Raw genomic sequence first — 14,499 nt, forward strand, 5'->3', positions numbered from 1 at the left:
CCCGTCCGCCGCTAACCAAGAGGTGCAAGCACCTCAAGATTCGCTCGACTTGCATGTATTAGGCACGCCGCCAGCGTTCGTCCTGAGCCAGGATCAAACTCTCCAAGAAAGTTGATATAGCTCATTTTGTTACGTTGGCTTAGCTTTTATAAAAAGCTAAAAAATTGTTTGTTGACGTTCTTGTTTGTTTAGTTTTCAAAGATCAATTATTCTCCATCGCCTAAAAGCGACTTTATAAATATATCATCACCATGATGTAAAGTCAATAACTTTTTTTAAGTGATTTCTTTTACGTCAGCAGCGACGTTTATTAATATACCAACATACCATTTAAAAGTCAACGGTATTTCTCAAATTTATTCCTTTCAATTTTCATGAAAGAAAATTACCCCTTCTTCCTGCTCTTATTATCCCGTCTCATATATTTTAAGCACTCATTCGGAGAAGCAACTCTTCTAAATAAAGTAAATAAAATCTTATAACGTTCTTCCATTGCCCGTTTTACTATATGATCAATACGATTATCCTTTAAATCAAATAATATTTCATCCATTTCTCTCTTTATCAGGTATTCCATTTCTTTTACTTCTTTTTCATTAATGAGAAGCCCAAACATTGAATCACCCTTTGTAAGATGTAGTTATAGTAGTCTTTTCCAAAATAGTAAAATTTATAATTATTTTTTTGTTAATCATAAACATTAAAAAAACTGCATAGGTATGAGACAAGGATAGCATTGGACGAGGTGGTAATAATGAATTTCTTTTTTGTGTTGAATGGTAAATCTGTAAAACAAATTCTTCTCGTAGTGATTGCTGCATTTTTTACTGCATTGTTTCTATTTATGGGGAATCTGTCATTATCCCCAGTCTTCTCTACAAAGGATGGGCCTAAAGCCGTTTATCGCGGCGAAAAGGACATTGCTCTAACCTTTAATATTGGCTGGGGTGACGAAAAAGCAGAGCCTATTTTAGATGCACTTAAAAAGGAAAATGTGAAATCAGCAACATTCTTTCTAGCAGGTTCATGGGCAGAGAGACATCCGGACATTGTCAGCCGGATAGTTAAGGAAGGATTTGAAATTGGAATACTCGGATATGCGTATGTAGATTACACTGAATTAGAAGATGTTAATATCGGGAAAGACATTGCAAAAGCAAAGGAAGTCTATAGAAAGTTAAATATTAAAGAAATTAAGCTTCTTCGCGCTCCAACCGGTCATTTTGATGAGCGCTCTTTAAAAATTGCTGAACGGTATGGATACACTGTCGTTCATTGGAGTGTAGATTCGAAGGATTGGACCAATCCTGGTGTTAACCAAATTATTGCAAACGTAAAGAAGGCGGATAAAGGAGATATTGTTCTCCTCCATGCATCTGATTCTGCAAAACAGACCGCAAAGGCATTGCCGGGAATTCTGCATGACATACAAAGTAAAGGCTTGAAACTAGTAACTGTTTCAGAGTTAATCGCAAATGGAGTAGTTGAATCAAAAGAAATTAAATAGCAAAAGGAAAACCGTCCATTAATCTTAAATGGACGGTTTTTTACTTGATTTTTTCGGAGCATTTGCTTTTTTATTTGGCACTCGTTTACTCTGAATTTTTTCTCTCACCTGCTGTGATTGCATATTTAACTTATGAAGAATCAATAATTGATAAGCATTACAAGCCATTAAGGGGAATAGCATTAGGTAAACCCAGCTATGTTCATTCACACGTAAAACGGGGAACCACTCGATAACAGTAACTACAATCATAAAAAAGAGTGCAGGAATAAATGCTTCTCGATTTGTTTGTTTTGCTTTAAACCACGCTGTAATCAAAGCAGGAATCAACAGAAGGAATGCTAGAACGATATAAGGCAGTAGGCTGTCCCCTGACTTCGCAAAGGTCTCATAGCGTAAATAAACAAGATCGAATAACACGAATAGAGTAATAACTACTTGAACTCCATTCCAGAGTGATACGGATTTAAAAATGCCTAAGCCAAAGCGGTGGACCGTTAGATAGGCAAAAAAGCCCATTTGACTAATAACACTATAAAGAAAGCCCCACAAAATAAACCAAAAAAGAGCGGATAATATATTGATGATTCGGAAATCTGTAAAATAGTGTACATATTCATTCCAGTTGATAATAAAACCCACAATAGCTGTTGTTACAGCGCCAATTAAAAGCGTAGTCATAAACAGCCTAACCCAAATACGACTCGTCACACCATTATCCTCCAATAATAAAATAATAAATTCCATAATGATTGTACCAATCCAAATATAAAAAATCCATCTTTTCAAATTCTACACGCATAATATAACGCTCATTTCTTCATCCTAGAAATTAAGGACTCTTATGTGAAAGGAGCTTTTTTAGATGAATGCAAAACGATTAATGCTCCTCTTGCTCATCACCATGTTTCTTTCTAGTTGCGCGTCTCCAGAAGCAAGTGGCGGAGAGCAAATCGATTATGAAACAACAAAAAAGATGGTAGTAGATATTCTTAAAACCGATGATGGCAAGAAAGCAATTCAAGAAGTGATGTCAGATGATAAGATGAAGGAAACATTAGTAATGGATCAACAGGTAGTTGCAGATACGATTCAACAAACCCTTACTTCAGAGAATGCAACTGAGTTTTGGAAAAAAACCTTTAGTGATCCTAAATTCGCAAAAGGCGTAGCAAAAAGCATGAGAACCGAGAATGAACAACTATTGAAGGATTTAATGAAAGATCCTGAATATAGAGGCATGATGATTGAAGTTTTTAAGGAACCAGAAATCCAGAAGGAAATGGCAGACGCTCTAAAAAGTAAAGAATACCGTGAGCATCTTCAAACCGTCATCTCTGAAACGCTTGAGAGTCCACTATTTAAAGTGAAAATGCAAGAATTACTCCTAAAAGCGGCAGAGGAAGCAAGTAAAGAAGGGAAAAAAGAGGAGAAAGGACAGGAAGGCGAAGATCAAAGCGGCTGAGAGTGACATAAATAAAAAAGCCTCTTCCAAGGAATTTGGAGGAGGCTTTCGTTTTTGATTTATTTATTTTTTCAAAAGACTTGTCATTTTTTCTGCTATTTCTAGATAAATTTTCCCTAATTGGTGATCTTCCTGATAGATTGACGGAGCAAAATCATCTTCATTCCAATCAGGCTGATTAAGTGGTAGGCGTCCAAGGACTTCTGTGTTTAAGTCCTCTGCTAATTTATCGCCGCCGCCTTTACCAAATACATATTCTTTTTCACCTGTCAGCTTACTTTCAAAGTACGCCATGTTTTCAATAACACCCAAAATTTCATGATCAGTACGCAGCGCCATAGCACCAGCACGAGCTGCAACAAATGCAGCTGTTGGATGTGGTGTGGTTACGATAACTTCTTTACAAGCAGGAAGCATCGTATGAACATCTAATGCGACATCCCCAGTTCCTGGAGGTAAGTCTAGTAGTAAATAATCTACTTCTCCCCATTCTACTTCATTAAAGAAGCTATTGAGCATCTTCCCTAACATTGGCCCACGCCAAATGATTGGAGAGTTATCTTCTACAAAGAAGCCCATTGAAATGACTTTAACGCCAAAACGCTCAACAGGTAGAATTTTTTCTCCTCTTACCACTGGTCTTTTAGTAATCCCCATCATATCTGGAACACTAAACCCATAAATATCTGCATCAACTAAACCAACCTTTTTACCAAGACGGGCTAGAGCAACAGCAAGGTTGACGGAAACAGTTGATTTACCAACTCCACCTTTTCCGCTAGCGATTGCAATAAAAGTAGTTTTATTCGAAGCAAGTAATCCTTTGTCTTCTGTTTCACTACCTGCTTGACGATGCTCTGCTAACACCGCTTCTGGTAACTCGCTAAATCTGATACCCACTGTTTGGGCTCCCGCTTCCTTTAGCAAGTTAACTACTTGAGTTTGCAGCTGTAATTGCTCAGCTGTACCAGTTTTGGCAATTTGCAATTTCACGCTGACATGATTTTTCTCTTCTTTGATTTTTATTTCTTCAATAGCATTTAATTCTGCTAATGTTTTATGTAAAAATGGTTCTTTTAAGCTTCCTAACACTTCCCGGACTTTCACTTCTGTTAACATGTAAACAAACACCTCACCTAATGAATTCGTTTCCAGTTTCCAGTATACCATAAATATTTGTAGAAACAGTTAAATGAATCACTACCCATTATCATTCCAAAAAAAAGAAGGGATAAAACCTCCCTTTAATCCTCAATCTTGATCTCCTTTTCATTTGTAAAGTAGCGTACAACCCCCTGATAGATTGAAGCTGCAATCTTCTCTTGATAGGCATCCTTCTTTAACTGTTCTCTTTCATGTGGATTTGATAGAAAACCAACCTCTACTAACACACCAGGCTTCTTTGAATTCTTTAAAATATAGACAGAATTAATGGGCTTTGCTCTTCTTGTTGTATTTTCTAAATTTACAATCAGCTCATCCTGAATGAATTTTGCCACCTTAGCATTTTCTTTGAAATGTGAAGCATAAAAGGTTTGAGCTCCACTCCACCTTGAAGATGGAATCGCATTTAAATGAATGCTGACAAAGAGATCATTATCCGAGTTATTTATCATTTTTAAGCGTGTTTTCAAGTCCTCCACTTTCCTTCTGCTATATCCTTTTGTACCTTCATCTGCCAAATCTTTATCTGTCTGGCGGGTCATGACAACCAAAGCTCCCTGTTCCTGCAAATAATCTCTGACTTTTAGCGAAATATCCAAAGCAATGTCTTTTTCTAATGTTTTGGCGCTTCCAGCTCCACCATCAGGACCTCCATGGCCTGGGTCAAGTAATATGATTTTGCCAGATAAGGGAAGACTCCAGGAATCGCCCAAGGTATTCTCTTTAACAAAATCATATTGTAAAATCAGAAATAAGAGAAGTAAACCAACAGAAAAACCAATGACCTTTAACTTTTTCTTTGACACCCAAATCATTCCTTCCCGCTCGTCCCTATTCACTTAACTATATGGGACAAGGGACCTGTTTAGAACTCAGAAGAAGTAACAAAGAAAAGCACCAGGATTAGCGGCTCTTGCCTCTAGATACTGGTGCAGTTTTATCATAATTATTAATGTAATCGCAGTTTCCTGCGTCTTTGTCCTTTATCATAGCCCTCTTTCCACCAAACATCTATATAGCCCTCACAGGAGTAATAAAGGGTTTCACTCATTGTTCCTTCTTCACCATTCCCCCAATAGAGGAGAAAATTGTACAGCGTATCAATTAAGTGTTTTTCTTCTCGATAACAACGTTTACGTACATCATCTATGTTCTCACCGTAATAACCAAATTTGCTGAATTTAGCTCCTAATAAGTAAGCTTCCAATGCTACGTCATAACAAGCCTCTTCAATTCCTGTATTCATAACAAAGCTTTGCGCAATTCTTGTTGAGCCAAAGTACTGCTGAACTCGCTCTTTTAACGTTTTTACCGATAAGTCCTTTAGTACGGACCGCTCGTATTTTAATTGTTTATCGCGACGCTTTTCTTTAAAGGTTGTAATTACAGTCACTCGTTTTTCACCTCTTAGGACTATTCTTCATCCTACATTGCGAAGAAATACAGAGTGGGCAATCTTTTCATTTGCCAATTTTTATCCTTTTTTCACTTGTTCTTGTAACAATTTTATTTGTTCTTGCATTTGTGCTAATTGTTGTTGAAATTGTTGTTGTTGTTCATCCTGCTGTTGTTTCTCTTTTTGCTCTTGAATTTTATTTTTCCTATCTTGTTCTAAGGCAATGGCTTGCCCAACAAATGAAATGAAATCTCCAGTTGTGGTGAACCATTGTCCTATAAATTGTAAAATATCAGCAAAGTTGTTATCATTCCCGCCATTATTATTATTATTATTTACGTTTTGATTATTTAAAGGATACATACAATCCCCTTCTTTTTTATTCCTAATTCAGAATATGCCATCAGGGCTTGGATGGTATCCATTTAATTGATCATGAGTAATAAAGGGTAAAATAGAATGTCAGCTTTATTTACGGAATAGGGAGAAAATCCAGTCCCATTTATCTTTTGGCTTTTGAATCGACTTTTCTAAACGTTTATTAAAGTCATTTTGTGAAAGCCACTCTTTTTTCATTTCTTCCTTTAGATTTTCTAATTCTCTCTGTAAGTAATCACTCTTCTCCTTTTCGAGTTCCAGTAATGCCTGGTAATGAATTTTTTCTTGTTCAGATAATTTTTCAATCCTAGCCTGCGTTTTTTGCGCTGAATTAGAAATATTAGAACTTAAATCGTGGTGATCCTGCTTTAGCCTGGAAACAGTAGTTTTAAGATCCGCCATATCGCTTATTACTTGGACATTCATTTCACGAGCGGCAGCAAGTTCATTGGCTAAATAAGATAATATTTCTTTTAGGTGATTGGGGTCTTGGGGTAAATTGTCATATGTATCGGGTACCGATATCTCTGTTTCGCTTAATCCGTCTAATTTTTCTTTTTGTTGGCGGGCAATTTCTTTAGACGTTTCATCTAGGGGCTTGTCCGTATCGCGTAACGCTATAAGCGCTTCAATGTCGGATTGAACAAAGATACGCCGATCACCTTCTTTTAAAAATACATAGCCATTCCGCTCCAAGATTTGGCCATACTTCCGAACAGTAGGTGTTGCAATTCCGGCTTCCTCAGCCACTTCCTTGGAAGAGAAAGAGCGTTCATACGGTTGAATATCATTTCGCATATCTGATCACCTTTTTTATATCAAATATGAAGGGTTATAGATGAAATTGCAAGAGCCATATCACCTAGCGATATGATCTTTTCATGACTGTCCGATTTCCGCATCATTTTCACTCCTCCTTCACCACCAAATATACCCGCTAACTTTCCCGCTAACCATCGAAATAACAAAATCTAAAGTGACATTTTTGTCATGTGAGAGTGAAATTTAACATTCTTATCATTCGCACCTATCTTTGTAAATTAAATAGATTAGAAACAAATTTTTAAAGCCCCTTTTATATTTTTTCTTGAACTAAAAATGAGGGATGATGGATGAAGTCATATCACCTAGCGATACAAATAAAAAAGAGAAGATTATCCCCCATTCCTTACAAATTAATATCTCGAGGTTTGGCCGTATCGGGTGGCGATATAACTCTTTAATGTCCGATTTACAAGGTGTATCGCCCACCGTGGCGCTATACTCTTATCCATTCTTATATATTTTTTCGGTGAATAATTCAGCAAAAACTGCCTATTATTTCCCCGAAAATACAAAATTCGACTAGATTTCTACTGTTTCTACTAAAGATGTCTCCTAAAATGAAGGCCCCTTACATTTATTAATATAATAAATACTTCTCACGAACCTCGTTAAATTGATCTAATCCAGACTGAACCCATTCTACTGGCATTTCATCGTAATACATGTTCAGCTTCCAGCCTTCAATTTCCACAACAGTTAAATCTGCTCCTATCTAGCTCAGGGAAAATAGACGAAACTCTCAGATTTAAAACTAAATTTCCTTTAATAAATCCCCTACTTAGTATCCTAAACCGTGATCAAATCCATATAAAACACTACCATCATGGTTATAAATCGTGACAGGAAGTTTTCCAGTTGGATTGTTTTTTCCAAAAATTGTGTTTGCGGTTGCTTCAAAGCTCGCTGGTCTGAATCCATATTGAACAAGATAGGCAGCAACATCCGTATAGGACATAACATCATATGGATTTCTAGCTCCAACTGCAATGACAGGTAGACCAGTCTCGATGAGTTGTCTTGTCATCACCATTTGGCTGGCGTCTTGAGCCCTGCCTCCAACACTTGAAGTGTAGGTTCCAGCAATGATGTATTTCGCATCCTGTACTTGTGCCAATTGTTCGGCATTAAGCTGACCTGTAGTATTAACATAAACTGCACCAGGATGGTGTTTTTGGACCTCTGCTGCAAGGAGATTAATGGAGAATCCAGATCCACCAACCACAACAATTTTATCTACTGATGAAACAGTTAGCGGAAGAACATTATCATTTTTCACAAGCGTAATGGATTTTGCTGCTGCTTCTTTTTCTATTGCTTTATGATCCTCTGAGCCTACCACCTGAATCGCGTTAGCTACCTTCTCATCAAGGCTCTTCTCTACCTCAGCCTTAACGATGCCTCTATTTAACTTTAATGTTAAAATCCGCTCTACTGACTGCTCAAGTCGATCTTCTGCAATATCTCCTGAGTTCACAGCATTATATAGACCGTTTGCTACATCGACGATTCCAACTGGCATTAAAAGTATGTCAGCTCCTGCTTTAACAGCACGGATCGCCGCATCAACAGGACCAAAATGATCTGCAATTGCACCCATATTCATCGCATCCGTTACGATAACTCCTTTAAAGCCCATTTCTTCGCGCATAAGACCCGTTAATATCTTGTAGGAAAGTGTACCTGGTACAGCGACTTCTGTACCGTCCTTTTTAGAGATTGCTTTCGTATCATCTATTTTTGGGAACGTCACATGTGCTGACATAATCGCATCAATTCCTGCATCCATTGCCTGCTGGAAAGGATATAATTCTACTTTCTTTAAACGCTCAATATCATGAGGTACCGATGGAAGTCCTACATGGGAATCAACCGCAGTATCCCCATGGCCCGGAAAATGCTTAGCAGTTGCTGCAGTGCCCGTTTCATGGAGACCTTTAATATAGGCATTTCCTAGGTTAGCTACTAACTCAGGTTCCTCTCCAAAAGACCGAACACCAATCACCGGATTATCTGGATTGTTGTTTACATCCAACACTGGTCCAAAGTTCATGTTAATACCAAGTGCATTAAGCTCTTCACCAATTGTTCGTCCAACTTTTTCGGCAAGATCTTCAGATCTAGTCGCACCTAACGCCATATTCCCTGGCATGTCGGTACCGGTTTGCAGACGTGTAACGATTCCACCTTCTTGGTCAATCGAAATTAGTAGTCCATATTTTTCAGCAGCATCTTGATAGGCAGAAACTAAACTTGCTGTTTGCTCAGCTGTTACCGTATTTTCACGGAATAAAATCACACCGCCAAGATGATAATCATTTACAAGCATGGCAATTTCGTCGTTCATTTCTGTTACGTTATTACCGTTCCAATTCATAAAGTCAGGCATTAGCATTTGTCCAACCTTTTCTTCCATACTCATATGCTTGATGGCATTTCCGATGAGGTCATAGCGTGTGCCTTTTTCTTTTTCAACAAGTATTTTGTCTTGATTTCCCTTGAATTGAATAGAAATTCTGTCGCTATTGCTACCATCGCTGACAGAGATAAACGTTGTACCATTGTGACCGGATAAAGTTACTACTCCATCTTTAGATACAGAGGCAACATTTTTATTAGAAGAGTGCCATTCTAGGTTCTCAGATGACAACATAAAGTGACCATCCTCATAAACATGAAGTGCATTTAAATCAAGCTTGCTATCCTTTACTTCCCGTGTAACCTGTGGAACATTGAGGTCAATCACTAAATCCTCAATTCCCGTAGCAGCTGAACCTGCTAGTGGGATTCCCGTTAATAATAGAGCAAATGCCAGAAACGAGGTGATAAATGTCTTTATAAATTTGCGCAAGTTGTTTCTCCTCCTCAAACTTTAATAATCTCTTAGTTGAGCTGAATAGCTATCTGAATAGCCATGTGATTTTTTCTACCTTTTTTTAAAAATATCTGACAAAAAAGTGAAATTATATTTCAGTATTTAGTAAATGGGTAAATTCTCAAGAGATGTGGTCCTAGCAATATTAAAACATAAAAAAGACCCCCAACCAAAAATGGTTGAGAGCCTTTGAAATGTTGAAGATTAACGTTTTGAGAACTGAGGAGCACGACGAGCACCTTTAAGACCGTATTTCTTACGTTCTTTCATACGTGGGTCACGTGTTAATAGTCCTGCACGCTTTAATGTTGTACGGTATTCAGGATCAGCCTGAAGTAATGCGCGAGCAATACCGTGGCGGATTGCTCCAGCTTGACCAGTGTATCCACCGCCGCTTACGTTTACAAGAACATCATAGCTGCCTTGTGTTTCAGTAGCTACTAATGGTTGGTTAACAACCATACGTAAAGCTGCAAATGGGATATACTCTTCGATGTCACGACCGTTAATTAGGATTTTACCTGTACCTGGAACTAAGCGCACGCGTGCGACAGAGCTCTTACGACGACCAGTACCAATATATTGAACTTGTGCCAAGTTAATTCCCTCCCTCTTTATTAACCGCGAAGTTCGTAAACTTCAGGTTGTTGTGCTTGGTGCGGATGTTCTGCGCCAGCATATACGTGTAATTTTTTGAAAGTTTGACGGCCAAGAGAATTCTTTGGAAGCATACCTTTAACAGCAAGCTCGATCATTTTCTCAGCATAGTTCGTACGCATTTCAAGAGCAGTTCTAGTCTTTAAACCACCTGGATGCATAGTGTGACGGTAGTAGATCTTGTCAGTTAATTTCTTACCAGTTAATTCAACTTTAGAAGCGTTAAGAATGATAACATGATCACCAGTGTCAACATGTGGTGTAAAAGTTGGTTTATTTTTACCACGTAAGATTGCTGCTACTTCAGAAGCAAGACGTCCAAGAGTTTTGCCTTCAGCATCAATCACGTACCATTTACGCTCGATATTGTTGGCGTTAGCCATAAACGTTGTACGCATGAATTTCCCTCCTAATTTAAATCCATTAAAGATTATTTTTTCGCACCATCATAAGTCGTTATCGTTTATTCTGTTCCGGGAATAAACGTTATCGGCATTGTGCGTCAATTGTTAAATTCATATATTTTCAATCACGATGAAGACTTTCCGGGGCTTAATCGTGGGATTAAAAACACAACCATATAATATAATAAGTTCTTTAGATCAAAAAGTCAAGAAAATGTTACACCAGGTTGTGTTGTTAGATAAATTTTATTTAATAATAAACCTGCCAAAGATACAACCCTTGCCCTGGTGCGGTTTTTCCAGCATAGCGACGATCTCTTTTTTTGAGTATCTCCACTATTTCCTCTGGTTGACGTTTTCCAGAACCGACCTCAATTAAAGTTCCTACTAAAATTCTAACCATATTATATAAAAAACCATTACCGATAAAACGAAAGCTAACACGCCCTTCATCCTCCAGGATTTCAATGGTTTCAATCGTCCTAACCTTATCTTCTACTTCTGTTCTTGCTGAACAAAAACTAGAAAAATCATGTGTCCCCAATAAATAAGATGACGCCACTCTCATGGCAGCAAGATTTAGAGGATACGGGTAGTGGAACGAATAATTCCGTAGAAATGGGTCCCTTTTCGGTGATTGATTCAGAAAATAGCGGTATTCCTTTCCAATTGCATCGAATCGAGCATGAAAGGCAGTATCAGCCTCTTCCACACGAAGAACAGATATATCTTCAGGGAGCATAGAATTTAGTGCTAACTCCCACTTTTCCAAAGGAAGGGATAACGGCGAATCAAAATGAATCACCTGTCCCCTTGCATGGACCCCAGCATCCGTTCTTCCTGAGGCTGAAATTTTCACTTGGCTGCCCTTATGCATTTTGGTTAATACAGTTTCTATAACACTTTGAACGGTCCGTTTCTTTGGCTGAACCTGATATCCTGAGAAACCAGAACCATCATATGAAATCTTGCATTTATAGCGAGTCATCATTAGCTCCATTATGAACGTAGTAGGATTAACAATATAGTCAATACAACAAGAATCAAAAGTTGCAAAGTATCAGCGAGTTTCCAGCTTAATAGACGATATTTAGTCCTGCCCTCGCCGCCACGATAGCCTCTCGCCTCCATCGCAATAGCAAGCTCCTCAGCACGCTTAAAAGAGCTAACGAAAAGAGGGATAAGCAATGGAATGACTGCTTTGATTCTTTCCTTTATAGGGCCGCTTGAAAACTCAACCCCGCGTGCAATTTGTGCTTTCATAATCTTATCCGTTTCCTGCATTAAGGTTGGAATAAACCGTAAAGAAATAGACATCATTAATGCCATTTCATGTACAGGGAATCGGACCTTTTTCAAAGGGTGTAATAGTGTTTCCAAGCCATCGGTTATTTCGATGGGTGTCGTGGTTAAGGTGAGAAGACTGGTCATTAATATTAAGAAAAAGAACCTCATTGAAATAAAAATTCCCTGTCTGACTCCTTCTTCATAAATCTTTATCGGCCCCAGCTCATACAATAGACTTCCTTCTTTCGTGAAGAAAACCTGTAAGAGTAATGTAAATAGTACTAACCAGAGCACAGGTTTTAAACCTGCATAAAGAAAGCGAACAGGAATTCGTGATAAACCAAGCATAAGAATAGTATAAATTCCAATAAGAATATAGGTGAAAAAATTATTAGCAAGAAAAATAATACATACAAATAAGAAAATAATAATTAGCTTCGATCTAGGGTCCAGTCGATGGATTAAACTATCAGCAGGTACATATCTTCCAATAATCATTTTTTCCATCATACCGGTGCACCCCTTAACAGCTCAGCAACCGCCGCTGATAGTTCCTCAATCGATAGATAGGTTCTCTCTAGCTTCAAACCTAACTTTTCTTCTAGCATTCGTTGGAAACGTACCACTTCAGGAACATCCAATCCCATTTCAACAAGTTCAGTAACCGAGGAGAAAATTTCGACAGGCGTCCCTTGCTTTACAACATGTCCTTGCTGCATGATGACAATTTGATCCGCATACCTCGCTGCATCTTCCATACTATGTGTTACAAGTATGGTGGATAAATTTCTCTTTTTATGAAGTGAATAAAACATATCCATGATTTCTTTACGCCCTCGCGGATCAAGTCCTGCAGTTGGCTCATCCAGAACAAGACAATCTGGTTCCATTGCAAGAACACCAGCAATGGCAACTCGGCGCATTTGACCACCCGATAAATCAAATGGAGACTTTTCTAATATTTCCTCAGCTAATCCAACTTGCTTTAAAGCAAGTCTTGCTCTCTCTTTTGCTTCATTTTCTGAAACACCGAAATTCATGGGTCCAAAAATAATATCCTTTTCGACGGTTTCCTCAAATAACTGATGCTCTGGAAATTGAAAGACAATCCCTACTTTTTGTCTAATCATTCTTAAGTTCTTATTCTTTTGCTTTGCTTTGATTTCTTGGCTGCCTATTATTACAGATCCTTCAGTTGGCAATAGTAAGGCATTTAAATGCTGTAACACCGTAGATTTTCCTGAACCAGTATGACCTATTAACGCCATGTATGTTCCTGTTGGGATGTTAATAGACACATCTTTAATTGCTAACCTCTCAAAAGGCGTGTTTGCTTGATAACGATACTCTATATTTTGGAGCGAAATGTCCATAACTCATTCACCAACTCTTCTTCCGATAAATAGTGCTTGGATAGGTCAATTCCTTTTTGACGGAAAGCATTACTCATTTTAATCGAAAAAGGTATATCAAGCCCTAAACGAACCAATTCATCGTCCATTGAAAATATGTCCTCAGGGGTTCCCTCACGGTAAACTTCCCCTTGATTCATCACAATAATTCTGTCGGCTTTTGCAGCTTCTTCTAAATCATGAGTAATTGAGATGACAGTGAGTGACTTCTCATTCTTTAGAGTACGAACAGTCTCTAAAACTTCCCCTCTTCCTTTCGGATCGAGCATTGAAGTTGCTTCGTCTAGAATAATAATGGATGGTCTCAATGCAAGAACACCAGCAATAGCTACGCGTTGCTTTTGCCCTCCAGAAAGATGGTGCGGCTCTTGATTAAGAAATTGATCCATGTTAACTTTTTTTAAAGAATCCTCTACCCTAAAGATCATATCATTCCTTGGGACCCCATGGTTTTCTAAACCAAAAGCCACATCATCCTGAACAGTCGTACCCACAAACTGATTATCAGGGTTCTGAAAAACCATCCCTAATTTCTTTCGTATGTCCCAAATAGACTCTTCATTTAATTGAATTCCACAAACTGAAATCTCACCACTTTGCGGAAATTGTAAACCATTAAGAAGCTTTGCCATAGTGGATTTACCTGAACCATTATGACCAACAATCGCTAACCATTCGCCTTCAAAGATATCAAAAGTTACATTTTGAAGAGCATAGCTGCTTTGATTTTCATATTGAAAAGACACATTCCTAAGTGATACAACGGCCTCTCTCATATAAATCTTCTCCTCTCGTCTCATCTATGCAAACCATACTAGGCTAGGCTCGTAGAATACAAAAAAAGCCTGCACCTCACCCCAAAGGCAGCAGACGATAGTAACTGCCACGTAAACGGGATTTCTAAAAAAGAAATAGGAGGAGGTGCATGAGCTAGACGAGTCGTATTTCAATCCGCGCAATATGAATTGCGACATAATAAAAGCTTTCCAAAGAAATAACATGTAAAACTTTTAGATTTGCTCCAATTAAATGGAGTTACGCTCATCATAACACTCTTTTTGGCTTGGTTCGTACATTATTAGATTTTATACAGAAAAAGGGCTCAAGAACAAGTTTGTAACTAAACTGTCCA

General features: G+C 38.1%; 16 protein-coding genes and 1 rRNA gene. 2 read left to right on the forward strand and 15 right to left on the reverse strand.

The genetic code is table 11. The features are described from left to right. Together M3189_RS24520 and M3189_RS24525 are read right to left on the reverse strand one after the other, a co-directional pair. Positions 1–109 (reverse strand): 16S ribosomal RNA (locus tag M3189_RS24520); the annotation flags it as partial. Between the two features lie 276 nt (positions 110–385). After that, positions 386–616 carry a hypothetical protein gene (locus M3189_RS24525; protein ID WP_251639088.1) on the reverse strand — a complete coding sequence of 77 codons (231 nt, stop codon included), beginning with the start codon at positions 614–616 and terminating at the stop codon, positions 386–388. Positions 617–754: 138 nt separating this feature from the next. Between M3189_RS24525 and pdaB the strand changes: the two genes are divergently transcribed. Beyond that, positions 755–1,507, forward strand: coding sequence for a polysaccharide deacetylase family sporulation protein PdaB (gene pdaB / locus M3189_RS24530; RefSeq protein WP_251639090.1), 753 nt, complete (start codon positions 755–757; stop codon positions 1,505–1,507). 24 nt (positions 1,508–1,531) lie between these two features. Here pdaB and M3189_RS24535 read toward each other — a convergent pair whose 3' ends face one another. Continuing rightward, positions 1,532–2,218 carry a KinB-signaling pathway activation protein gene (locus tag M3189_RS24535; RefSeq protein WP_251639197.1) on the reverse strand — a complete coding sequence of 229 codons (687 nt, stop codon included), beginning with the start codon at positions 2,216–2,218 and terminating at the stop codon, positions 1,532–1,534. Positions 2,219–2,372: 154 nt separating this feature from the next. Here M3189_RS24535 and gerD point away from each other — a divergent pair, with 154 nt between their 5' ends. Continuing rightward, positions 2,373–2,972: a spore germination lipoprotein GerD gene (gene gerD, locus M3189_RS24540; RefSeq protein ID WP_251639092.1), complete on the forward strand. Its 600-nt coding sequence runs from the start codon at positions 2,373–2,375 to the stop codon at positions 2,970–2,972. A gap of 63 nt (positions 2,973–3,035) precedes the next feature. Here the strand turns inward: gerD and M3189_RS24545 are convergent, their stop codons facing one another. From M3189_RS24545 to M3189_RS24600, 12 genes are all read right to left on the reverse strand, one after another. After that, positions 3,036–4,091 carry an Mrp/NBP35 family ATP-binding protein gene (locus tag M3189_RS24545; protein WP_251639094.1) on the reverse strand — a complete coding sequence of 352 codons (1,056 nt, stop codon included), beginning with the start codon at positions 4,089–4,091 and terminating at the stop codon, positions 3,036–3,038. Between the two features lie 125 nt (positions 4,092–4,216). Continuing rightward, the gene (gene cwlD / locus M3189_RS24550) at positions 4,217–4,942 is read right to left on the reverse strand and encodes an N-acetylmuramoyl-L-alanine amidase CwlD (protein WP_353057491.1); all 726 of its coding nucleotides are present in this window, start codon (positions 4,940–4,942) and stop codon (positions 4,217–4,219) included. A 143-nt stretch (positions 4,943–5,085) separates the two neighbouring features. After that, positions 5,086–5,529, reverse strand: a complete 444-nt coding sequence (locus M3189_RS24555) for a YbaK family protein (RefSeq protein WP_251639098.1) — start codon at positions 5,527–5,529, stop codon at positions 5,086–5,088. 81 nt (positions 5,530–5,610) lie between these two features. Next, complete coding sequence (locus M3189_RS24560; protein WP_251639100.1) at positions 5,611–5,895, reverse strand: hypothetical protein; 285 nt, start codon at positions 5,893–5,895, stop codon at positions 5,611–5,613. A gap of 105 nt (positions 5,896–6,000) precedes the next feature. Continuing rightward, the gene (locus tag M3189_RS24565; RefSeq protein ID WP_251639102.1) at positions 6,001–6,708 is read right to left on the reverse strand and encodes a hypothetical protein; all 708 of its coding nucleotides are present in this window, start codon (positions 6,706–6,708) and stop codon (positions 6,001–6,003) included. 805 nt (positions 6,709–7,513) lie between these two features. Then, a complete protein-coding gene (locus M3189_RS24570; protein WP_251639104.1) occupies positions 7,514–9,583 on the reverse strand; it encodes a glycoside hydrolase family 3 protein in 2,070 nt (689 codons plus the stop codon). 228 nt (positions 9,584–9,811) lie between these two features. Further along, positions 9,812–10,204 carry a 30S ribosomal protein S9 gene (gene rpsI / locus M3189_RS24575; protein WP_251639106.1) on the reverse strand — a complete coding sequence of 131 codons (393 nt, stop codon included), beginning with the start codon at positions 10,202–10,204 and terminating at the stop codon, positions 9,812–9,814. Between the two features lie 20 nt (positions 10,205–10,224). After that, positions 10,225–10,662 (reverse strand): 50S ribosomal protein L13, encoded by a 438-nt coding sequence (gene rplM / locus M3189_RS24580; protein WP_090767691.1) that lies wholly within the window; start codon positions 10,660–10,662, stop codon positions 10,225–10,227. A 256-nt stretch (positions 10,663–10,918) separates the two neighbouring features. Beyond that, on the reverse strand, positions 10,919–11,656 hold the full coding sequence (gene truA / locus M3189_RS24585) for a tRNA pseudouridine(38-40) synthase TruA (RefSeq protein ID WP_251639108.1): 738 nt from the start codon (positions 11,654–11,656) through the stop codon (positions 10,919–10,921). Between the two features lie 11 nt (positions 11,657–11,667). Beyond that, on the reverse strand, positions 11,668–12,465 hold the full coding sequence (locus M3189_RS24590; protein WP_251639110.1) for an energy-coupling factor transporter transmembrane component T family protein: 798 nt from the start codon (positions 12,463–12,465) through the stop codon (positions 11,668–11,670). After that, positions 12,462–13,328 (reverse strand): energy-coupling factor ABC transporter ATP-binding protein, encoded by an 867-nt coding sequence (locus M3189_RS24595; RefSeq protein ID WP_251639111.1) that lies wholly within the window; start codon positions 13,326–13,328, stop codon positions 12,462–12,464. Before M3189_RS24595 ends, M3189_RS24590 begins: the two co-directional genes overlap by 4 nt. Next, positions 13,304–14,143: an energy-coupling factor ABC transporter ATP-binding protein gene (locus M3189_RS24600; protein ID WP_251639113.1), complete on the reverse strand. Its 840-nt coding sequence runs from the start codon at positions 14,141–14,143 to the stop codon at positions 13,304–13,306. Before M3189_RS24600 ends, M3189_RS24595 begins: the two co-directional genes overlap by 25 nt. Positions 14,144–14,499: the final 356 nt, after the last annotated feature.

Origin of the sequence: Neobacillus niacini, assembly GCF_023715415.1 — a bacterium.
Taxonomy (GTDB): Bacteria; Bacillota; Bacilli; order Bacillales; family Cytobacillaceae; genus Neobacillus; species Neobacillus niacini_C.

Bases quoted from the DNA above. Each gene is read 5' to 3' on its own strand.
- M3189_RS24525 (WP_251639088.1), bottom strand. From the start codon at position 616: ATGTTTGGGCTTCTCATTAATGAAAAAGAAGTAAAAGAAATGGAATAC.
- pdaB (WP_251639090.1), top strand. From the start codon at position 755: ATGAATTTCTTTTTTGTGTTGAATGGTAAATCTGTAAAACAAATTCTT.
- gerD (WP_251639092.1), top strand. From the start codon at position 2,373: ATGAATGCAAAACGATTAATGCTCCTCTTGCTCATCACCATGTTTCTT.
- M3189_RS24545 (WP_251639094.1), bottom strand. From the start codon at position 4,091: ATGTTAACAGAAGTGAAAGTCCGGGAAGTGTTAGGAAGCTTAAAAGAA.
- M3189_RS24560 (WP_251639100.1), bottom strand. From the start codon at position 5,895: ATGTATCCTTTAAATAATCAAAACGTAAATAATAATAATAATAATGGC.
- M3189_RS24565 (WP_251639102.1), bottom strand. From the start codon at position 6,708: ATGCGAAATGATATTCAACCGTATGAACGCTCTTTCTCTTCCAAGGAA.
- rplM (WP_090767691.1), bottom strand. From the start codon at position 10,662: ATGCGTACAACGTTTATGGCTAACGCCAACAATATCGAGCGTAAATGG.
- truA (WP_251639108.1), bottom strand. From the start codon at position 11,656: ATGACTCGCTATAAATGCAAGATTTCATATGATGGTTCTGGTTTCTCA.
- M3189_RS24590 (WP_251639110.1), bottom strand. From the start codon at position 12,465: ATGATGGAAAAAATGATTATTGGAAGATATGTACCTGCTGATAGTTTA.
- M3189_RS24595 (WP_251639111.1), bottom strand. From the start codon at position 13,328: ATGGACATTTCGCTCCAAAATATAGAGTATCGTTATCAAGCAAACACG.
- M3189_RS24600 (WP_251639113.1), bottom strand. From the start codon at position 14,143: ATGAGAGAGGCCGTTGTATCACTTAGGAATGTGTCTTTTCAATATGAA.